General features: G+C 69.9%; 18 protein-coding genes. 8 read left to right on the top strand and 10 right to left on the bottom strand.

Features of this window, described 5'->3' with window-relative positions; all coding sequences use genetic code 11:
* Positions 1-9: 9 nt before the first annotated feature.
* Complete coding sequence (locus ACZ6DT_RS35790; protein WP_465603553.1) at positions 10-1,608, bottom strand: FAD-binding protein; 1,599 nt, start codon at positions 1,606-1,608, stop codon at positions 10-12.
* Between the two features lie 99 nt (positions 1,609-1,707).
* Here ACZ6DT_RS35790 and kstD point away from each other — a divergent pair, with 99 nt between their 5' ends.
* The 7 genes from kstD to ACZ6DT_RS35755 all read left to right on the top strand — a co-directional run bounded on the left by kstD (position 1,708) and on the right by ACZ6DT_RS35755 (position 8,321).
* Positions 1,708-3,378, top strand: coding sequence for a 3-oxosteroid 1-dehydrogenase (kstD, locus tag ACZ6DT_RS35785; protein ID WP_465603552.1), 1,671 nt, complete (start codon positions 1,708-1,710; stop codon positions 3,376-3,378).
* The gene (locus ACZ6DT_RS35780; protein ID WP_465603551.1) at positions 3,375-4,514 is read left to right on the top strand and encodes a Rieske 2Fe-2S domain-containing protein; all 1,140 of its coding nucleotides are present in this window, start codon (positions 3,375-3,377) and stop codon (positions 4,512-4,514) included. Before kstD ends, ACZ6DT_RS35780 begins: the two co-directional genes overlap by 4 nt.
* The gene (locus tag ACZ6DT_RS35775; protein WP_465603549.1) at positions 4,511-4,771 is read left to right on the top strand and encodes a hypothetical protein; all 261 of its coding nucleotides are present in this window, start codon (positions 4,511-4,513) and stop codon (positions 4,769-4,771) included. The genes ACZ6DT_RS35780 and ACZ6DT_RS35775 overlap by 4 nt, the downstream gene beginning before the upstream one ends.
* A complete protein-coding gene (locus tag ACZ6DT_RS35770; RefSeq protein ID WP_465603548.1) occupies positions 4,768-5,793 on the top strand; it encodes a 2Fe-2S iron-sulfur cluster-binding protein in 1,026 nt (341 codons plus the stop codon). Before ACZ6DT_RS35775 ends, ACZ6DT_RS35770 begins: the two co-directional genes overlap by 4 nt.
* 304 nt (positions 5,794-6,097) lie before the next feature.
* The gene (locus tag ACZ6DT_RS35765; protein WP_465603546.1) at positions 6,098-6,961 is read left to right on the top strand and encodes a MaoC/PaaZ C-terminal domain-containing protein; all 864 of its coding nucleotides are present in this window, start codon (positions 6,098-6,100) and stop codon (positions 6,959-6,961) included.
* A 52-nt stretch (positions 6,962-7,013) separates the two neighbouring features.
* Positions 7,014-7,763: a class I SAM-dependent methyltransferase gene (locus ACZ6DT_RS35760; RefSeq protein ID WP_465603684.1), complete on the top strand. Its 750-nt coding sequence runs from the start codon at positions 7,014-7,016 to the stop codon at positions 7,761-7,763.
* Positions 7,764-7,862: 99 nt separating this feature from the next.
* Positions 7,863-8,321, top strand: coding sequence for a riboflavin kinase (locus ACZ6DT_RS35755; RefSeq protein ID WP_465603545.1), 459 nt, complete (start codon positions 7,863-7,865; stop codon positions 8,319-8,321).
* A 48-nt stretch (positions 8,322-8,369) separates the two neighbouring features.
* On the opposite strand, the gene ACZ6DT_RS35750 is transcribed toward ACZ6DT_RS35755, so the two are convergent.
* The 7 genes from ACZ6DT_RS35750 to ACZ6DT_RS35720 all read right to left on the bottom strand — a co-directional run bounded on the left by ACZ6DT_RS35750 (position 8,370) and on the right by ACZ6DT_RS35720 (position 14,082).
* Positions 8,370-8,933 carry a DUF5134 domain-containing protein gene (locus ACZ6DT_RS35750; protein WP_465603543.1) on the bottom strand — a complete coding sequence of 188 codons (564 nt, stop codon included), beginning with the start codon at positions 8,931-8,933 and terminating at the stop codon, positions 8,370-8,372.
* A 75-nt stretch (positions 8,934-9,008) separates the two neighbouring features.
* On the bottom strand, positions 9,009-10,178 hold the full coding sequence (locus tag ACZ6DT_RS35745; RefSeq protein WP_465603541.1) for a lipid-transfer protein: 1,170 nt from the start codon (positions 10,176-10,178) through the stop codon (positions 9,009-9,011).
* Entirely contained in the window at positions 10,178-10,573 is a 396-nt protein-coding gene (locus ACZ6DT_RS35740; protein WP_125785485.1) for a MaoC family dehydratase, read from the bottom strand. The genes ACZ6DT_RS35745 and ACZ6DT_RS35740 overlap by 1 nt, the downstream gene beginning before the upstream one ends.
* Positions 10,570-11,484, bottom strand: a complete 915-nt coding sequence (locus ACZ6DT_RS35735; protein WP_465603539.1) for a bifunctional MaoC family dehydratase N-terminal/OB-fold nucleic acid binding domain-containing protein — start codon at positions 11,482-11,484, stop codon at positions 10,570-10,572. Before ACZ6DT_RS35735 ends, ACZ6DT_RS35740 begins: the two co-directional genes overlap by 4 nt.
* A complete protein-coding gene (locus ACZ6DT_RS35730) occupies positions 11,481-12,653 on the bottom strand; it encodes an acyl-CoA dehydrogenase family protein (RefSeq protein WP_465603537.1) in 1,173 nt (390 codons plus the stop codon). Before ACZ6DT_RS35730 ends, ACZ6DT_RS35735 begins: the two co-directional genes overlap by 4 nt.
* A 4-nt stretch (positions 12,654-12,657) precedes the next feature.
* Positions 12,658-13,722: an acyl-CoA dehydrogenase family protein gene (locus ACZ6DT_RS35725; protein WP_465603536.1), complete on the bottom strand. Its 1,065-nt coding sequence runs from the start codon at positions 13,720-13,722 to the stop codon at positions 12,658-12,660.
* Between the two features lie 51 nt (positions 13,723-13,773).
* Complete coding sequence (locus tag ACZ6DT_RS35720; RefSeq protein ID WP_465603686.1) at positions 13,774-14,082, bottom strand: hypothetical protein; 309 nt, start codon at positions 14,080-14,082, stop codon at positions 13,774-13,776.
* A 66-nt stretch (positions 14,083-14,148) separates the two neighbouring features.
* On the opposite strand from ACZ6DT_RS35720, the gene ACZ6DT_RS35715 reads away from it, so the two are divergent.
* Positions 14,149-15,393 (top strand): alpha/beta hydrolase, encoded by a 1,245-nt coding sequence (locus ACZ6DT_RS35715; RefSeq protein WP_465603534.1) that lies wholly within the window; start codon positions 14,149-14,151, stop codon positions 15,391-15,393.
* 169 nt (positions 15,394-15,562) lie between these two features.
* Here the strand turns inward: ACZ6DT_RS35715 and ACZ6DT_RS35710 are convergent, their stop codons facing one another.
* Complete coding sequence (locus ACZ6DT_RS35710; RefSeq protein WP_465603532.1) at positions 15,563-16,747, bottom strand: SWIM zinc finger family protein; 1,185 nt, start codon at positions 16,745-16,747, stop codon at positions 15,563-15,565.
* Positions 16,747-19,521 carry a DEAD/DEAH box helicase gene (locus tag ACZ6DT_RS35705; protein WP_465603530.1) on the bottom strand — a complete coding sequence of 925 codons (2,775 nt, stop codon included), beginning with the start codon at positions 19,519-19,521 and terminating at the stop codon, positions 16,747-16,749. Before ACZ6DT_RS35705 ends, ACZ6DT_RS35710 begins: the two co-directional genes overlap by 1 nt.
* Positions 19,522-19,626: the final 105 nt, after the last annotated feature.

The raw sequence follows: 19,626 nt of genomic DNA, 5'->3' as shown, positions 1-19,626 counted from the left end.
AAGCCAAGACTAGAACACGTTCTCGTTTTTGTCGACCGATCCCCGGTCGAGCGCACTGTGCAGTCCGGCACGCCGACCGGAAAACACGCAGTCGGCCAGTGACAGACCACTCACATAGGACCTGGAACAGATTCCCACCGCTGTCCTCCCCGCCGCGTACAGCCCGCGAATCGGAGCACCGTCGGCGGACCGCACCGCCCCGGTCTCCTCGTCCACGACCAGGCCGCCCAGCGTCAGCATCGGGCACGGATAGCCGAGGTTCGGCTTGATCGAGACGTCGATCAGCGAGTACGGCGCCCGATCCAGCGGCCGCGCGAATTCCGCGGGTTTGCCCGTCGGATCCGCGCCGGACCGCGAGGCCTCCACACTGGCGGCCAGCCCGCCGGGGTCGACGCCGGCCTTGCGCGCGACCTCGTCGAGCGAACCCGCGACGACGCGTTGCCGCAACAGGTAACGCACCTGAAGTCCTTGAAACCATTGACTTTGCCCACGCGCGTCCCGCTGGACCTCCCGGACGATGGCGTCGTCGACCAGCAGCCAGCCACGCCCTTCGTGTCCAGTGATCATGCGTTCGCCGACGGCCGCGCCGTACCGGGATTCGTCGATGATCCGGCCGCCCGTCTCGTCCACGAGCAGGCCGCCCAGGAACGCCGACGGCGGCGTGATGAACCGCCAGGCGGAGATCCGCCCGAGTTCGGCGGTCGCCCCGCCCGCCTCTACTCCCATCCGGATCCCGGATCCGTCGTCGGCCGACGTCCCGAGAGCCAGTCCGCCGCGATACGCCGGCGCGTGCTCGCGCACCATCTCGCGGTTCGCGATGAACCCGCCCGCCGCGAGGACGACCCCGCGCGAGGCGGAAACCCGCAGCTCACGGCCGTAGCGACGCTCGATCCGCTCCACCCGCCGATGCAGCGACTTCCGCAGCGACGGCACATAGATGCCCGGTTTCGCGGCATACTCCGACAGCCTCCGATGCGCGGCCCGCACGCGAGCGGGCGCGTCTCGCAAGGTCGACACGACGACGCCGGTCACGGTGCCGTCGGCGTCCACGATCAGATTCCGGGCGGCGGTCTGCGGCAGCACCTGGATCCCGCGACTCCGGACGGCCTCCATGAGCCGTTTCATCAGCAGTTTTCCCGACGTACCCGGCCCTTTGACGCGGTGTCCGCGCGGCGCGGGCTTGGCGGCGTCGCGAAAACCGCCCGCCGCCTCGCTGCCCGAGTAGTACAGATAGTGCTTGTCGCTCGGATAAGACGTCTTGTACGGGCACAGGCTTCCCTCGAACGGGACACCGTTGCCCTCCAGCCAGGTCACCATCTCCGTACTGCCCGCGCAAAACCGCCGCAGGGTCTCTTCGGAGACGACGTCACCGACCTCGAGCCGCAGGTAGTCGTACATCGCGTCGACACCGTCGTCGACACCCGCGTCCCGCTGCTGTGCCGTCCCGCCACCGGCGTAGACGACACCGCCGCTGACCGCGCTCGCGCCACCACCGGAAAACCGGTCCAGCACCAGCACGCGGGCACCGGCGTCGGCGGCCTCGATCGCCGCGCAGGCGCCTGCCGCACCGAAGCCCACGATCACCACATCCGCGACGAGGGAGTCCATGACCTCACCCTAGAACTAGAACACGTTCTCGTCTATGGTGACTGGAGCAGCGCGGATGCTGCTACCTGCTTCCTACAACGTGTTTCAGGTGAGGGGCGTATGGAGTTCGACGTGATCGTGGCGGGCAGTGGTGCCGCCGGGATGACCGCCGCACTGTCCGCGGCCCACCGGGGACTCGAGGTGCTGGTCGTGGAGAAGGCCGCCCGCTTCGGCGGCTCGACGGCGCGCTCCGGCGGCGGCGTCTGGATCCCCGGCAACCACGCGTTGCGCGCCGCCGGGATCTCCGAGCCCCCGGATCGGGCGCACGAATACCTCGAAGCGATCGTCGGTGACGTCGTCCCCGCCGAACTCCGGTCGGCCTTCCTCGACCGCGGCCCCGAGGTCCTGTCCTTCGTCTGCGACAAGACGCCGTTGCGCTTCCGCTGGGTCCGCGGCTACTCGGACTACCACCCCGAGGCCCCCGGCGGGCGCGCCGGCGGACGGTCGGTCGAACCGGCCGCGCTCGACGGCAAGCTGCTGGGGCCGGAACTGGCGAATCTTGAGCCGCCGTACAGCGCTCCCCCGCTCGGCGCCCCGATCACCCAGGCGGACTACCGGTGGCTGAGCCTGCTCGCCCGGCATCCGCGCGGCATCCTCCGCGTGTTCGGTCTCGGCGGCCGCTGGCTGGCGGGCCGGATCCGGCGGCAGCGGCTGCTTTCCATGGGGCAAGCGCTTGCGGCCGGTCTGCGTGAGGGTCTGCGCCGGGCGGAGGTCCCCGTCTGGCTGAACACACCGCTGGTGGACCTCGAGATCGAAGGCGACCGGGTGACCGGCGTCGTCGTCCGCCACGAGGGTGAGGACAAGACGATCCGCGCGCGGCTCGGCGTCGTCCTCGGCGCGGGCGGATTCGAACGCAACGAGGAGATGCGGGTCAAGTACCAGCGGGCACCCATCGGTACGGAGTGGACCGTCGGCGCCGAGGCCAACACCGGCGACGCGATCGACGCCGGGCTCAAACTCGGCGCGGCCGTCGACCTGATGGACGACGCCTGGTGGGGTCCGTCCATCCCGCTGACCGGCGGCCCGTGGTTCGCGCTCGCCGAACGGTCGCGGCCGGGCTGTCTCATGGTCAACGCGCGGGGCGAACGCTTCGTCAACGAGTCGGCGCCGTACGTCGAGACCGTGCACGCGATGTACGGCGCCCAGGACGGGCCCGGCGAGAACATCCCGACCTGGCTGGTGTTCGACCAGCGCAACCGCAACCGGTACATGTTCACCGGCCTCGGGCCGCGCCAGCCGCTGCCCGGCCGCTGGTTCAAAGCGGGCATCGCGGTCAAGGCGAGCACGATCGCGAAACTCGCCGAGCGGATCGAGGTCCCGGCCGACGCGCTGGAAGCGACCGTGCGCCGGTTCAACGGCTTCGCGAAAAGCGGCGTGGACGAGGACTTCCACCGCGGGCGCAGCGCGTACGACCACTACTACGGCGATCCGCGGAACAAACCCAACCCCAGCCTGGGCCCGCTGGACGTCGCGCCGTACTACGCGGTGAAGATCGTGCCCGGCGACCTGGGCACCAAGGGCGGTTTGAGGATCGACCCGCACGCACGCGTCCTGCGCGAGGACGGGTCGGTGATCGACGGACTTTACGCGGCGGGCAACACGAGCGCGGCGGTGATGGGCCGCACCTACGCCGGCCCCGGCGCGACGATCGGCCCGGCGATGGTGTTCGGCTACCTTGCGGCCGAGCATCTCGCGCAGCAAGATCACGGTCAACCGGGAGGCAGCCGATGACGACGGAATCCGTACGGCAGATCGACGCGGGCGCGCCCCCGTCCCGGTTCGCGCGCGGCTGGCACTGTCTCGGCCTCGCCGAGCCGTTCCGGGACGGGAAACCGCACCCCATCACCGCGTTCGGGACGAAACTGGTGGTCTTCGCCGATTCGTCCGGCAAGCTGAACGTGCTCGACGGGTACTGCCGTCACATGGGCGGCGACCTCACCCAGGGCGAGGTCAAGGGCGACGAGATCGCCTGCCCGTTCCACGACTGGCGCTGGAACGGCAACGGCAAATGTGTCTCGATCCCCTACGCCAAGCGGGTTCCGCTGCGGGCGCGGACGAAATCGTGGATCGTGCTGGAGGAGAACAAGCAACTGTTCGTCTGGCACGATCCGGAGGGCGACCCGCCACCCGAGGACGTCGTCATCCCGCGGATCGAGGGCGTGTTCACCGGCGAGTGGAGCAACTGGACCTGGGACTCGGTGCTGATCGAGGGCTCCAACTGCCGCGAGATCATCGACAACATGGTCGACATGGCGCACTTCTTCTACATCCACTACGCCTTCCCGACCTACTTCAAGAACGTGTTCGAAGGCCACATCGCCACCCAGTACCTGAACACGAAGGGCCGCCCGGACAAGGGAATGGCGTCCAACTACGGCGGCGAGGAGAACCTGCTGCGGTCGGAGGCGTCGTACTTCGGGCCGTCGTACATGATCAACAAGCTGCTCAACACGTACCAGGGTTTCGAGATCGAGAACGTGCTGATCAACTGCCACTACCCGGTCACCGAGAACTCGTTCGTGCTGCAGTGGGGCGTGAGCGTGAAGAAGTTCGAGGGCGTCTCGGACGAGCACGCGGACAAGATCGCCGGGAAGTTCGCCAAGGGCATCGGCGTCGGCTTCCTGCAGGACGTGGAGATCTGGCGCACCAAGACCCGGATCGACAACCCGTTGCTGTGCGAGGAGGACGGGCCGGTCTACCAGCTGCGCCGCTGGTACGACCAGTTCTATGTGGACGCGGCCGACGTCACCGAGGACATGACACGGCGGTTCGAGTTCGAAGTGGACACCAGCCGCGCCAACGAGGTCTGGGCGGCGGAGGTGGCCGAGAACCTGGCACGGCAGCAGGCGGAAGAGGCCGGGGTGTGAAGCCCGAGACCGTCGAGTTCCTCACCGCCGGGCTGCGGCCCCTGAGTTGTCGCTCGTGCGGGACGTGCGTGCTGGTCAAGAAGAACAGCATGCAGCACACCAGTATCCAGTGGACGAGTGACGCGTCCCGGAGCTGCCCGGTGTTCGCCGAGCAGAAGGCGTCCGGCGCGCAGACGGCGTTGCTCGACACCTGCGGCGATCTCAGCGAGAGCATCGACGCCGCGTTGAAGGACGGCCTGCTGGAGGTGTCCGAATGAGCGGTCCCGTCACCGTGACCGTGGCCGAGGTGATCACCGAGACGGCCGACGCGCGTTCGATCGTGTTCGAGATCCCGGCCGAGCACGTCTCCGCTTTCGCTTACACCCCAGGGCAGTTCGTCACCGTGCGCGTGCCGAGCGAGCGGACCGGTTCGGTGGCACGCTGCTACTCGCTCTCCAGTGCGCCGCATGAGAACCGGGTGCAGGTCACCGTCAAACGCACGGCCGACGGCTACGGGTCGAACTGGCTCTGCGACAACCTCCAGGCAGGTCAGGAGGTCCAGGTCCTGCCGCCGGCCGGGGTGTTCAGCCCCGCGTCGCTCGAGGAGGACTTCCTGCTGCTCGCGGGCGGCAGCGGCATCACGCCGGTGATGTCGATCCTGAAGTCCGCGCTGGAACACGGAACCGGCAAGGTGGTGCTGCTGTACGCCAACCGCGACGAGCGGTCGGTGATCTTCGCGCGGGAGCTCGCCGACCTCGCCGCTCGATACCAGGACCGGCTGGTCGTCGTGCACTGGCTGGAAAGCCTGCAAGGACTTCCGACCGAGACACACCTTCGCGCCTTGGTGGCGCCGTACACCGCGCACGAGGCGTTCATCTGCGGTCCTGGCCCGTTCATGGACGCCGCGCGCACGGTGCTCAAGGACCTCGGGCTGCCGCGCGAGCGGATCCATTTGGAGCGCTTCCTGTCCCTCGGCGGGAACCCGTTCGAGGTGGCCGAGCCCGTCGCCGTCGAAGAGGCCGAGACCCCGGCGGCGGTCGAAGTCACCCTCGACGGTGAGACCAAGAAGCTCGACTGGCCCCGCCGGACGAAGCTGCTGGACCTGCTGCTGGAAAAGGGTTTCGACGCGCCGTACTCGTGTCGCGAGGGCCAGTGCAGCGCCTGCGCTTGCCGAGTCACCTCCGGCGAGGTGAAGATGCTCGACAACGAAGTCCTCGACGGCGACGACATCGCCGAAGGCATCGTCTTGGCGTGCCAGTCCCTGCCACTGACCGACGATGTCACCGTCACCTACGAATAGAGATGCCGGTGGTTCCTTCAGGCAAACCGCAGAGATGCGAGGTCCGCTTCGCGCGCGCCGACTTTCCACCGGACGACACACGTATCCGGCCCCGCACCACGCGTGTCCAGAGCCGCACCACGCGTGTCTCCGGCCGTAACTCGCGTGTCCAGAGCCGTAACTCGCGTGTCTGGAGCCCGATGGCACACGGCCAGCGAGTTCCGCCTTCAATCACGCGAGTTCCGGCTCCGATCACGCGAGTTCCGCCTTCGGACACGCGAGTTCGCCCTGCCCCGAACAAGCCCACAGCACCGTAGGAGTTCCTGTGCCCATCGATCCCACCGTCGCGATCGGCGCCGACCTCGGCGAGGTGAGTTTCGCCTGGACCGCGTCGGACGTGCAGCTCTACCACCTGGCGCTCGGCGCGGGCACGGACCCGACGAGCGCGCGGGAACTGCGCTACACCTACGAAGACGACCTCCAGGTGCTCCCGACGTTCGCCACCGTGGCGGCGAACCTGCGCGTCTTCGAACCGCCCGCGGTCTCCTTCCCTGGCGTCGAGGTCGACCTCGGAAAGGTGTTGCACGGCAAGCAGGAAGTGATCGCGCACCGGCCGATTCCGACGTCGGGGAAGGCGGTGGCGCGGACGCGGATCGTGGACGTCTTCGACAAGGGCAAGGCGGCCGTGATCGTGAACGAGACGGTCGCCACCGACTCGGACGGCACTCCACTGTGGACACTGCGGTCGAGCATCTTCGCCCGCGGCGAAGGGGGGTTCGGCGGCGAACGCGGCCCGTCCGATCGCGTCGAGCTCCCGTCGCGCGAACCGGACGCGGTCATCGACACGCCGACGTTGCCGCAGCAGGCGCTGCTCTACCGGCTCTGCGGTGACCGCAACCCGCTGCACGCCGATCCCGCGTTCGCCGCGGCGGCCGGGTTCGGCAAGCCGATCCTGCACGGCCTGTGCACCTACGGCGTCATCGCGAAGGCCGTCACCGACGAACTCCTCGACGGCGACGCCTCCCGCGTCGCGTCGTTCTCGGCCAAGTTCGCCGGCGTCGTCTTCCCCGGCGAACCGCTGCGAACCCGCGTCTGGCGCGAGCCCGCCGGGCTGCTGATCACCACCACGGCGCCGGACCGGGACGAGGCACCCGTCCTTTCCGACACTTTCTTGACCACGACAGACTGAATCATCGTTCCCGCAGGTAGCGGCTCTGGCTAGACTCGGCCGGGTGCGCCCCTTGATCTCGGACCCGTATGCCGAACTCGGCCGGGACTACGTGCGATCAAGACGCCCGGATTCCCGCATCGCCGCCGCCGTCACCGCCGCCCTCGGCGACGCGCGCTCGGTGGTCAACGTCGGGGCAGGCGCCGGTTCCTACGAACCGGGAGACCGCGACGTGGTGGCCGTCGAGCCGTCGCGGCGGATGATCGCGCAGCGTCCGCCCACCGCGGCCCCCGCCGTCCAGGCGTGCGCGGAGGAGCTGCCGTTCCCCGACGGCGCCTTCGACGCGGCCCTCGCGGTGCTCACCGTGCACCACTGGACGGATGTGACGGCCGGGCTGTCCGAGTTGCGGCGCGTGTCCCGCCGCCAGGTCATCGTGACCTGGGATCAGGCGGTGTTCGCGCGGTTCTGGCTGGTGCGGGACTACCTGCCGGAGATCGCCGAACACGAGAGCAGGCTCGCCTGTCTCGACCGGGTCGTCGAGGAGCTGGGCGCGGCGGGCGTGACACCCACGGTGGCTCCGCTGCCGGTGCCCTCGGATTGCGTCGACGGGTTCCTCGGCGCGTATTGGCGCAGGCCGGAGGCGTACCTGGCCGAGCGCGTGCGCGCCGGGATGTCCGGGGTGGCGTTGCTGGATCAGAACGTCGTCGCGACGGCGGTCGAGCGGCTGCGCGCCGACCTGGCCGACGGACATTGGCACCGGCACCACGTCGGCCTGCTCGGCCGGACGGAACTGGACCTGGGATACCGGCTCGTCACGGCGTGATCGAGTACACAGTGGACACTCTCGTGGCGTGGACGGCGGTCGACCCCGGATGTGGGGCGTGGTATTCATGGCTCTCGTGACGACTGCGACGGGAGCGGCATGACGGCGGAGTACTTCGTGGTCCGTGGCCAGGTGGAGAAGGGCGATCAGCGGGGCCGGGAGCTGGGCTTCCCCACCGCCAACATCGCGCTGCGCGACCAAGACGGCCAAGTCGGCGACGGAGTGTGGGCGGGCTGGGCCGAACGCGCCGACGGCACCCGGATCGCGGCGGCGGTCTCGGTCGGCAGGCGGCCGACCTACTACGGCGCGGACGGCTACCGGCTCGTCGAGGCGCATCTGCTGGAGTTCAGCGGCGACCTCTACGGCGAGGTGCTGACCGTCTGGCTGGGCCACCACCTGCGCGAGCAGGAGGCGTATCCGTCGTCGGAGGCGCTGATCGTCGCGCTCAACAAGGACATCGCCGACGCCGCGAAGTGGGCCGCGGACAATCCGGCCGACAGCCTGCCGGACGCGGGCGCCGCCGAGGCAGGGGTCGTGCGCCGGATCCTCCGCGATTAGTCACCTGCTTGCGCTCGCCGACCGCGCGAGCAGATGGCGAATTGCGGGTCAGAGCGCCGCGCCCAGCAGCATGTACCCCATTCCCAGTCCCATGACGACCCGGCACACCCACCGCGACGTCTGGGCGGAGCCTCCGGCACCCCGCGCCGCCGAAACACCGGCGCGCACGGCGTCCACCGCGAAGTACGCGGCCACGACACCGAAGACCAGCGAAAGCCACAGCGCCGATGCACCGCCGGGGCCGGACATCACCAGCCACGGACCGTGGGTGACTTCGCTGTGCGGCATGAACGTCACCATGAACAGCATCGCGGTGGCGGACACGGCGTGATGCCCGCACGCGGCGTGCCCGGACCGCCGCCCCTTCCACCACGCGACGGCGAACCAGCCCGCGGTCAGCGCCAGCACCGCCTGCCAGCCCGCCGCGGGGATCGGGCCGCCCACCGGGGACAGCATCGCGACCATGGCGACGACGAGCAGCAGTTCGGCCAGGTCACCGTTGCGGACCGCCGCGCCCTGCGTGCCGTAGTCCAGCCGGACGAGTCTCAGCACGCATGGCAGGACCAGCGCGGCGAACACCGCGGTGAGTGTCCAAGCGACGATTCCGGACATGGCACCTCCTCCGGCGGTGGTCCCTTCCACCGTCGCAGGTACCGTTCTAGTACACCATCGGACATTGAGGTGATCTCAACCCGCGGTCAAGACCAATCCGCTCGTAGGTACGCCGGTGCCGGCGGTCACCAGCACGCGCGAAGCCCCTTCGACCTGGTTGACGGCCTCGCCCCGCAGCTGCCGGACCCCTTCGGCGATCCCGTTCATCCCGTGGATGTAGGCCTCCCCCAGCTGTCCGCCGTGCGGGTTGAGCGGGAGTTTCCCGTCCAGTTCCAGGGTGCCGCCGCCGATGAAGTCCTTGGCCTCACCCTTCCCGCAGAAGCCGAGTTCTTCCAGCTGCATCAGGACATAGGGGGTGAAGTGGTCGTACAGCACGGCGAGGTCCATGTCACCGGGCGCCAGCCCGGACTGCTCCCACAGCTGCCGTCCCACGACACCCATTTCGGGCAGCGCCGGGAGATCGTCGCGGTAGTAGCTGGTCATCACGTACTGGTCCGGGCCGCTGCCCTGCGCGGCCGCCGCGATCACGGCGGGCCGGTGCGGCAGGTCACGCGCCCGCTCGGCACCGGTGACCACGAGCGCGACCCCGCCGTCACTTTCCTGGCAGCAGTCCAGCAGGTGCAGCGGTTCGGCGACCCAGCGGGACGCCTGGTGGTCTTCGAGCGTGATCGGCTTGCCGTAGAACCACGCCTTGGGGTTCGTCGCCGCGCGGGCGCGATCGAGGACGGCCACCCTGCCGAAGTCCTCGCTGGTCGCGCCGTACTCATGCATGTAGCGCCGGGCGAGCATGGCGACGGTCGCGGCCGGGGTCGCGATGCCCATCGGGTAGTGGAACGCGTTGTCGACACCGGAGGAGTTGACCTGCCCCGCCGCCGCCGAGGAGACCTGCCCGAACCGCATCCCGGACCGTTCGTTGAAGGCCCGGTACGCGACAACGACGTCCGCGACGCCGGTCGCGACGGCCATCGCGGCCTGCTGCACGGTCGCGGCCGCCGCCCCGCCGCCGTAGTGGATCCGGCTGAAGAACTTGAGTTCGGGGACACCGAGCTCCCGCGCCACGGCGATCTCGCTGTTGCCGTCCATGGTGAACGACACCAGACCGTCCACATCGGACGGCGTGAGCCCGGCGTCCTTCAACGCGCTCGAAACCGCTTCGGCCGCCAGCCGCAGCTCGCTGCGACCCGAGTCCTTGGAGAACTCCGTGGCGCCGATCCCCGCGATGGCCGCCCGTCCGGACAGGGTCATCACTCGCCTCCCAACGTGAGCGCCACGGTGCCCACCACATGTTCGCCGAGACTGTCCACACCGGACACCGCGACCACCACGTCGTCGCCGTCCCGTTCCGTGACCCTGCCAGTGAAGGTCAGGGTGTCGTAGGCGTAACAGGGCACGCCGAGCCGGATCTTGATCGACCGCACGAACGCCTCCGGGCCCGCCCAGTCGGTCACGAAGCGTTGCACCAGGCCGGTATCGGTGAGGATGTTGAGGAAGATGTCCTTCGATCCGCGCCGCTCGGCGGCGTCACGATCGTGGTGGACGTCCTGGAAGTCCCGCGTCGCCAGCGCGGTGCTCACCACGAAGGTCGGGGTGGCCTCGATCTTCAGCGGCGGCAACTCGGTGCCGACCGAACAGTCCTTCATCGCGCGACCCTCCAAGCGGGCAACGTCAGTTCCTCGTCGACCTTCACGAAGGCGGCCTTCACACGGAGTCCGATATGGACGGACTCGGGATCGGAGTCGAGCAGCTCGCCCATCACCCGGACACCCTCCTCCAGCTCGACGAGCGCGACCACGAACGGCGACTCCTTGCCGGGAACCTTCGGGTGGTGGTGCACCACGTAGCTGTAGACCGTTCCGCGGCCGCACGCGACGACGTAGTCCGGCTTGACGTCGAGATCGCCGTCCGGCGGCATCGGGCCGGGCGGATGCCGCAGGGTCTCGCCCCACCGCTGGATCCGCAGTTCCCCTTCGCGAAGGCCTGCCCAGAAGAACTCGGTGTCCTTGCTGATCACCGGTCGCAACACCGGGGCGGCCGCCTTGGCGGGCCCGGCACCCGGCGGACGGAACTTCAGCACCCGGAACACCATGTCCGCGACCGCCTCATCGCCGACATACCAGGTGGTCTTCGTCGTCACGAACCAGCCTTCGCCCAACGCGGTGCGTTTCGGCCCGACGACGCTCTCGAGTTTCGCGGTCGCTTCGACCCGTTCACCGTGCCGGAGGTAGCGGAAGTAGTTCTGCTCGGAGTTGGTCGCGACGACCGAGGTGAACCCGGCTTCGTCGAGCACCTCCATCATCGCGCCGAGGGGATCGTCCGACGTCCTCGTCCAGTGCAGCCCGCCCATCGTCCACACCTGCGCCATCGCGGGTGGCGCGACGAGTCCCTTATGGACACTTCCGGCGGCGAACTCCTCGTCGACGTACACCGGATTGCGGTCGCCGATGGCTTCGACCCAGTTGTGCACCATCGCCTGGTTGACCGCGTCCCGGGCGGCCCTCGGCGCGGATTCCCCGCGCGCGGCGATGCGTTCGGCGGCTTCCCGGATGCTCATCGCGGCACTCTCGGCAGGCCGAGCCCGGCGGTGGCGATCAGTTCGCGCTGGATCTCGCTGACGCCGCCGCCGAAGGTCAGCACCAGATTGCGTTTGGCCACCACGTCCAGCCACTGCGCCAGTTCCGCGGTTTCGGCGTCGGCCTGATCGCCGTGTCGCGCCACGATCTCCTCCAGTCTCCTGGTCAGCCGCTGGATGCGTTCGGAGCCCACGATCTTGGTGGCCGACGCGTCGGCCACCGCCACCGGTCCGGTCGCCGACGACGCCGCGACCTGCCAGTTCAGCAGTTCGTTGATCCGGGCGGTCGCGAGGGTTTCCGCGAGGACGGCCCGGACGTCGGGCAGTTGGAGCAGCGGCGTGCCGTCCGGGGTCTTCCTGGACGCCGCCCACTCGCGGACGCGGTCGTGAAGCCCGCCGATCCGCCCGGCGGGGCCGAGCATGACGCGTTCGTGGTTCAGCTGCGTGGTGATCAGCCGCCAGCCCTCGTTCTCCTTGCCCACCAGCATGTCCGCGGGCACCCGGGCGTTCGAGTAGTAGGTGGCGTTCACGTGGTGCGCGCCGTCGCAGGTGATGATCGGCGTCCACGAATAGCCCGGATCGCGGGTGTCCATGATGAGGATCGAGATCCCGTTGTGTTTCGGCGCGTTGGCCGCGGTGCGCACGGCCAGCCAGATGTAGTCGGCGTCGTGCCCGCCGGTGGTGAAGATCTTCTGGCCGTTGACGACGTACTCGTCGCCTTCGCGCACCGCTGTCGTGCGCAGGGCCGCGAGGTCCGTTCCCGCGTCGGGTTCGGTGTAGCCGATGGCGAAATGTACCTCGCCCGCGAGGATCTTGGGCAGGAACAAGGACTTCTGCGCCTCGGTGCCGAACGCCTGCAACGTGGGCCCGACGGTCTGCAGGGTCACCGACGGCAGCTGGACGTCGGCCCGCGCGGCTTCGTCGACGAAGATGTGCTGCTCGATCTCGCTGAAACCCCGGCCGCCGTACTGTTCCGGCCAGCCGACGCCGAGCCGGCCGTCACGGCCCATCCGCCGGACGATCTCGCGATACACCGGTCCATGCCGCTCCCGCAGCATCGCGCGCCGCTCGTCGGCGCTCACCAGCCCGGCGAAGTACTTTCGCAGTTCGGAGCGCAATTGGTGTTGCGCCGCGGTCAGTTCGATCAGCATCGGTTCACCCCGCCACCAGTTCGCCCAGTCCGGCCAGCCGATGGGCGGCGCCGCCGAGCGTTCGTCCCAGATCCTTGACCGCCGACGAGAACCGGTGCAGCGGATACGTTTCGTCCACGCCGATCCCGCCGTGCAGGTGGTGACAGACGGCCAGCGCCGCGGGCGTCTCCTCCGCCAGCCAGTACGCCGCGATGGCGAGCTCCGCCTCGGCGTCGAGCCCCGCCGCGAGCCGCCAGACCGCCGACCGCGCGGCCAGCTGGACCGTCCTCGAAGCGACGTAGACGTCCGCGATCTGTTGTGCCACCGCCTGAAACGCCGCCAGCGGGCGTCCGAACTGTTCACGTTCGCCGATGTGCTTCGTGGTCAGCGCGAGCGCGCCGGCGAGCAACCCGTCGCCGAACGCCACGGCACCCGCGAGCGCGAACCGGTGCAGGGTCGCGATCGACTCGCCGGGTCCGTGCCCGTTGAGGAGATCGGCGTCGGTGACCGTCACGGCGTCCAGCGTCATCGTGTAGTCCGGCGTGCCGGAAGAGGTTCTCGTCGGGCTCAGCGTCACGCCGTCCGCATGGGGATCGACGAGGAAGACGCCGGTGCCACCGGGCAGCGAGGCCGGCGTCAGGATCCGGGTCGCCTCCGCGGCGAACGGCACGCCGACCTTGACCCCGCTCAGCCGCCAGTCCCCCGCCGATCCCGCGACGGTCGCGGGCCGGGTGGTGAACGGCGCGGAAGGTTCGTTCAGCGCGGCGGTGAGCACCGCTTCACCCGCGGCGACCGGCGGGAGCAGCGACGCGCGCTGGCCCGGGCCGCCGAGCGCCGTGACCGGCAGGACTCCGAACGCCAGCGACGCCAGCGCGGGCGTCGGCGAGGCCACGCGGCCGAGTTCGGTCAGCACCAAGGCGACTTCGGCGACACCGAGTCCGTCACCGCCGAGTTCGGCGGGCAGCGCCAGCGCGAGCAGACCGGCGTCCGCGAGCGCGCGCCACGTATCGGCGGGCTCGCGCTCCTTGCCGAGCACGCGCGCGGCCAGCGCGGTGACCTCGGTCTGCGTCTCGTCGAACTGGAAGTCCACACTGGCTCCTCACCGGGGCGAACGGGCACAATAGTGAAACCTGTTCTAGTCTTATCCGGAAGGAGGCGTGACGGCAACCCCCTCGGGAAACGGGGCGACGTGATCTCGTCTCAGCGTCGGGGATGGCGGCATTCCCGGACCCTGACGCGTGTCGTCCGTCTGGACATACGCGCGCACCGCGAGGCCGAACATGGTCGCCGCCGAGAATTGCGCCCAGTCCTGGAGCATGGAGTGCCGGTTGGACTCCGCGAGCATGAGCACCCGCGCGGCGGGATCCGCGAGCAGTCCGCACACGTGCAGCACCTGGGCCGGTGTCTCCAAGTAGAGGAAACTCGCGTCCAGACCACTCAATCCCCGCATAAGAATCACCTTAAGTGAAATTTGTAACCGGTTCTATCCGGTCAACCGGCGGTAGGATCAGTGCCCATGCAGCCGAGTTTCGTCGTCCGTCAGGCACTCCAGCTCGCGCTCACCGCGAACGCGCTGAAGCCGCCGAGAGGCGCCCGGACGGCGGTTCCGGCGTTCTTCGCGGGCTGGCTCACCGGAGAACTCGCCCCGCATCTGCTCGCGCTCACCGCGGCCGACGCGGCGGCGCATGCCGCCCGGCACCGGGGTGGGTCGAGCAAGGCCGGACTCGCCCTCGCCGCGGCGTCGGCGGCCGGGCTCGGCACGCTGGTCGCGCAGTCCCAGCGGGCCCGCGGCGAGATCGAGACCGCGCTGACCGAAGGCATCGGCGAGGCCTACACCGACGAACTCGAACATCCGCCGAGCCCGACCGACCTCGCGACGCCGTGGGGCCAGCTCGCCATGCCGTTCCGGATGCGCGACCCCGCCGTCCGGCGTACCCGCAACATCGCCTACGCGCCCGGCGGTAAGCGGTTCCTGCTCGACGTCTACGCGCCGCGCGAACCGGTCACCGGCGCGCCGATCCTGCTGCAGGTGCACGGCGGCGCGTGGGTGATCGGCAACAAGGACCAGCAGGGCCTGCCGCTGATGCTGCACATGGCCAAACGCGGCTGGATCTGCGTCGCGATCAACTACCCGCTCTCCCCCGCCGCCCGCTGGCCCGCGCATATCGTCGCGGCGAAACGCGCGCTGGCCTGGATCCGGGACAACGCCGAGTCCTACGGTGGCGACCCGTCGTTCATCGCCGTCACCGGAGGTTCGGCGGGCGGGCATCTCGCCGCTCTGCTGGCACTGACCGCGAACGATCCCGCGTTGCAACCCGGCTTCACCGAAGCCGACACGAGCGTCCAGGCGTGCGCCCCGCTCTACGGCGTGTACGACTTCGCCGCGACCAGCGGGCGGCGCTCCAGCCAGACCCGGCTCAAGACGCTGATCGCCCGGCACGTCTTCGAGGCGGACCGGGATCCGGTGAACTTCCTCGACGACTACGTCGCGGCGTCACCGCTGGACCGGATCACCGAGGGCGCGCCGCCTTTCTTCGTCATCCACGGCGCCCACGACTCGCTGGTGCCGGTGGGCGAGGCCCGCGAGTTCGTGCGGCGCCTCCGGGAGAAGTCCCAGCGTGAAGTCGCGTACGCGGAGATCTCCGGCGCGCAGCACGCCTTCGACGTCTTCCCCTCGATCCGCAGCGCACACGTGGTCCGCGGGGTGGAACGGTTCCTGGAGTGGAGCTATCGCACTTGGCGCCGCCGTGCTGGGTCGTGAGTGACCAGGACTGTCAGGGCCGAGGGTGTCTTGGGTAGCGACGCGGATTCCGGCAGCGGTCGTCCGCAGGGGCCGGTCCGTGAAGGCCTCCTTACCTACCCCGAATCGCCACTCACGACCACCGCGCCCCACGCAGTGCCGGTTGGAACTCCACTCACGAGGCTGGGCGTCAGGGCGGGTAGATCACGTCGGTCGGGCGGGCGGAGGACGGGCCGTCGACCCGCCAGCCTTCGCCGTCGCGCACGAAGCGGTACCACCGTTCGTCACGGCCGTAACGCAGTTGCAGGTCGCCCTGGGTTATCCGGTTCCGCCAGATTTTCGGCGTTCCCGGCAACCCCGATTCGGCGAGGTCCGCTCCGGCCTGCGCGAGCGGCGCCTGCCCCGGCCGCCAGGGCTCCCGCACCACGGCCATCCCGCCTCGGCCCGCCTCGCGCCAGGCCTGCGCCCAGACGGCCAGATCGCGCACCGGGACTCCCGCGGCCTCGGCGAGTTCGGCGACCACGTGCGGATCGCCGACCGCCGCGCGACGCGCGAGGTCCTCCTCGAACGACAGTTCCACCTCGCGCTCGGGCCCCATCACCAGCAGCTCCCAGGCCCGCGCGGCGGCGTCGGCGGCCAGTTCGACGAACATGTCACCGCTCCAGCCCGTGCGGTGCGGCGGGTCGAGATCGAGGACCGCGGGCGGTCCGACCGTGCCCGGGACCGCCGGTCGTGGCGGCAGCGCGGCGATCCGCCGGGTATAGGCACGTTTCGGATCCACCCCGGGCGCCGCGGGGGCACGCACCCGCTTGCCCGGCTCACCGGCGCGAGCACGGCGGGACCGCAGTTCCGCGAGCACGGCCTCCCTCGGCCTGCCTCTGAGCAGGAACAGCACGAACGGATCGGCGTCGACCTCGTCCGCGACCAGGTAGTAGACCGCGGCCACGTGCTTGCACGGGTTCGCGCTGTCGGGACAGGAGCACTTGGGGCGCAGATCGCCGGGGCCGGGGAGCAGATCCGCGCCCGCGGCCCGCGCGTCCTCGGCCAGCTCGCCGGGCAGTTCACCGTCGAGGAGGGCCGCGACGTGCCCGAGCCGGGAACCGACCATGCGGAGCAGGCTCTCCCACTTCGCCTCGGTGAACGCCCGCATGTGGATGGTCACCCGGTACGGCGCCGCCCGGCTGCCCTGTACCCACGCGGTCACCTCGCCCGCGCCGACCGCGAGCCTGCTGACCGTGCCTTTGCGCGCGTACGTGCGACCCCGTGGCAGCCTGTTCGGGTCGAGCTTGGCGCGCTCTTCCAGAGCCTCGACCCAAGCCTTGCCCCACCACGTGTTGCCGAAGGCGCGCCGCTTCCGCCCTGTCGCGCTGGGCATCAGGTGTCCCCGAGGCGGACGAGGTCGGCGAGTTCGTCGTCGGACAGTTCGGTGATCCAGTTCTCACCCGCGCCGATGACCGCGTCGGCCAGCCCGCGCTTGGTCTCCAGCACCTTGGCGATGCGCTCCTCCAGCGTGCCCTCGGCGATCAGCCGGTGCACCTGGACCGGCCTGTCCTGCCCGATCCGGTACGCGCGGTCGGTGGCCTGGTCCTCGACCGCCGGATTCCACCAGCGGTCGTAGTGGATCACGTGGGTCGCCTTGGTCAGGTTGAGCCCGACGCCGCCCGCCTTGAGCGACAACAGGAACACCGGCGCCTCGCCCGCCTGGAACCGGGCGACCATGTCCTCCCTTGCCTGGGGCGTGCTCGACCCGGACAGCAGCATCGTCGGCAACCCGCGTTCGGCCAGGCGTTTCTCCAGCAGGCGGCACAACTGGACGTACTGGCTGAACACGAGCACGCTGTCACCCTCGTCGAGGATGACGTCGAGCAACTCCTCGAACGCCGCGAGCTTGCCGGACCGGCCGTGCAGTACCCCGGGTTCCTTGAGGTACTGCGCCGGGTGGTTGCAGATCTGCTTGAGCTCGGTGAGCAGTTTGAGCACCTGCCCGCTCCGGGCCATCCCGTCCAGCTCGCGGATCATCGCGAGGTTCTCCCGGACCACGGCCTCGTACAGCGTCGTCTGCTCGGCGGTGAGCGGGACGAACCGGTCGGTCTCGGTCTTGCGCGGTAGTTCGGGGGCGATGTCCGGGTCGGTCTTCTTGCGGCGCAACAGGAACGGCCGGACGGTCGTGGCGAGCCGTTCGGTGGCGGCGACGTCCCGGTCGCGTTCGATCGGACGGGCGACCTTGCGGCGGAACCCGTCGAGCGAGCCGAGCAGCCCCGGTGTCGTCCAGTCCATGATGGACCATAGCTCGGTGAGCCGGTTCTCCATCGGTGTCCCGGTCAGCGCGACCTTCGCCGCGGCCGGGATCTTCCGCAACTCCTTGGCGGTGACCGAAAGCGGGTTCTTGACGTGTTGCGCCTCGTCGGCGGCGATCATCCCCCAGTCCACTTCGGACAGTGTGCCACGATCCCGGCGGAGAACCCCATACGTGGCGAGCACGACCTCGTCCGGCGCGACCTCGTCGAGATGCCGTCCGCCGCCGTGGAACCGGCGCACCGGGATGTCCGGCGCGAACCGGGCGAACTCGCGTTCCCAGTTGCCCAGCAGCGAAGTCGGGCACAGGACGAGCGTGGGGCCTTCCCCACGCGGGAGGCGGTGCAAATGCAGGGAGATGAGCTGGATCGTCTTGCCCAGCCCCATGTCGTCGGCCAGGCAGGCGCCGAGACCGAGTCCGGTCATCGTCGACAGCCACGCCAGGCCCGCCTTCTGGTACGGCCGCAGGGTGGCCCGCAGTTCCGCGGGCTGCTCGATCGGTTCCGCGGCGCTGTCACGGATTCGCTGGAGCAGCCCGGTCAGCGCCGACGGGGCGGTGAACTCGACCTTCTCACCGTCCAGTTCCAGTTCGCCGGTGAGCGCCGCGGCCAGCGCCTCGGCCCCGGACAGCTTCTTCGCGCGATGAGCACGCACTTTCGCGATCAGGCGTGCGTCGACCTTGACCCATTTGCCCCGCAGCCGCACCAAAGGCCGTTTCGCCTCCGCGAGTGCGGTGACCTCGGCGTCGGTGAGGTCCTCGTCACCGAGGCTCAGCCGCCAGCGGAACTGGAGGAGGCTCTTGAGCGTGAACTCGGGTCCGGTGACACTGCCCGGGGCCTGGGTCGCGCTCGCCTTCGCCTTGAGCTCGCTCGCGAAGAGGTCTTTCGGCCACTGCACCTCGATGCCGGCGCCTCCCAGCGCCGCGTCCCCGTGGGTCAGCAGGTCGGCGACCTCGTCGTACTCCAGCACCAGCCCGGTCGGCGCGGCGGACTGGAGCATGCGACCGAGCGGCGCCCACGCCCTGGCGCCGCGCCGGAGACCGAGCAGCAACTGCGTCTCGACCTGCTCGCCCATCCGTTCCAGCACCGCTTCGGGTGCGTCCCAGAGTGTCGCCGCCTCGACGATCAAGCTCGGATCGGCGGCGCTCCGCACGGCGAGGACGGCGGCGAACGTGGGCTCTTCTTCGGGACTCTCGGGCTCGTGCACCTCCATACGCAGGACGAGATGCGCGCCGTGGGCCTGCCGGGCGCTCAGCTCCGCGAGCCACGCCGCACCGTCCGGACCGACCAGCGTCGGCTCGGCCGAAGCGAACGCCGGCCCACCCGCCGCGACACTCGCGGCGGGCGTGCGGACCAGCACATCCGCCGTGGCGTCCCAGAACGCGCGGATCAACGACTCCGGCGAATGCAGCCGGATCCGTTTCAGCCCGGACAACGGCAGTGCGTGCGCCTCGGGCGGCAGCGCGGCGGCGAGCCCGCGCAGCATCTCCTCGTCGGCGACGTCGAGCGGGCCGACGCGCCACGAATCCACCCCGCCGGGCGAGGCCGCGGGCAGCAGCCTCCCGCGGGCGATGAGGTTCACCCCCGCTTCGGCGACGGCCGACCACGCGGCGATGGCCGGGCTCGGATCACCCTCGGCGGTCAGCAGCCGCGGGATCGCGCGTGACAGCGGGACGAGTGCCGCGTCGACCTTCGTGCGCCGGAAGACCTTGTTCTCCTTGCCCACCGGCAGCACGAGTTCGATCGCGGTGTCACCCGCCACGCCGTCTCCCCAGAGCGTCAGCAAGCCGTCCCGCGGGGGATCCGAGGGGACGAAGGTGGCTTGGGTTTCTGTGCCGAACTCCACGACCCGCACGTTAGAGCACGGGACCGACAGCGGTGGGGCGGCGGTGCTATGAACGGTCCGTTCCCTTTCCCGCTTCTCCGGAAACAAACAGCCCCCCCACCGCCAAACAGCCTG

The sequence above is a fragment of the Amycolatopsis sp. NPDC041971 genome, from assembly GCF_055588925.1.
This window is presented reverse-complemented; position numbering and strand designations above follow the sequence as displayed.

Excerpts from the sequence above, each read along its gene's own strand:
- ACZ6DT_RS35790 (WP_465603553.1), bottom strand. The coding sequence starts at position 1,608 with ATGGACTCCCTCGTCGCGGATGTGGTGATCGTGGGCTTCGGTGCGGCA.
- kstD (WP_465603552.1), top strand. The coding sequence starts at position 1,708 with ATGGAGTTCGACGTGATCGTGGCGGGCAGTGGTGCCGCCGGGATGACC.
- ACZ6DT_RS35780 (WP_465603551.1), top strand. The coding sequence starts at position 3,375 with ATGACGACGGAATCCGTACGGCAGATCGACGCGGGCGCGCCCCCGTCC.
- ACZ6DT_RS35770 (WP_465603548.1), top strand. The coding sequence starts at position 4,768 with ATGAGCGGTCCCGTCACCGTGACCGTGGCCGAGGTGATCACCGAGACG.
- ACZ6DT_RS35755 (WP_465603545.1), top strand. The coding sequence starts at position 7,863 with ATGACGGCGGAGTACTTCGTGGTCCGTGGCCAGGTGGAGAAGGGCGAT.
- ACZ6DT_RS35750 (WP_465603543.1), bottom strand. The coding sequence starts at position 8,933 with ATGTCCGGAATCGTCGCTTGGACACTCACCGCGGTGTTCGCCGCGCTG.
- ACZ6DT_RS35745 (WP_465603541.1), bottom strand. The coding sequence starts at position 10,178 with ATGACCCTGTCCGGACGGGCGGCCATCGCGGGGATCGGCGCCACGGAG.
- ACZ6DT_RS35740 (WP_125785485.1), bottom strand. The coding sequence starts at position 10,573 with ATGAAGGACTGTTCGGTCGGCACCGAGTTGCCGCCGCTGAAGATCGAG.
- ACZ6DT_RS35735 (WP_465603539.1), bottom strand. The coding sequence starts at position 11,484 with ATGAGCATCCGGGAAGCCGCCGAACGCATCGCCGCGCGCGGGGAATCC.
- ACZ6DT_RS35730 (WP_465603537.1), bottom strand. The coding sequence starts at position 12,653 with ATGCTGATCGAACTGACCGCGGCGCAACACCAATTGCGCTCCGAACTG.
- ACZ6DT_RS35720 (WP_465603686.1), bottom strand. The coding sequence starts at position 14,082 with ATGCGGGGATTGAGTGGTCTGGACGCGAGTTTCCTCTACTTGGAGACA.
- ACZ6DT_RS35715 (WP_465603534.1), top strand. The coding sequence starts at position 14,149 with ATGCAGCCGAGTTTCGTCGTCCGTCAGGCACTCCAGCTCGCGCTCACC.
- ACZ6DT_RS35710 (WP_465603532.1), bottom strand. The coding sequence starts at position 16,747 with ATGCCCAGCGCGACAGGGCGGAAGCGGCGCGCCTTCGGCAACACGTGG.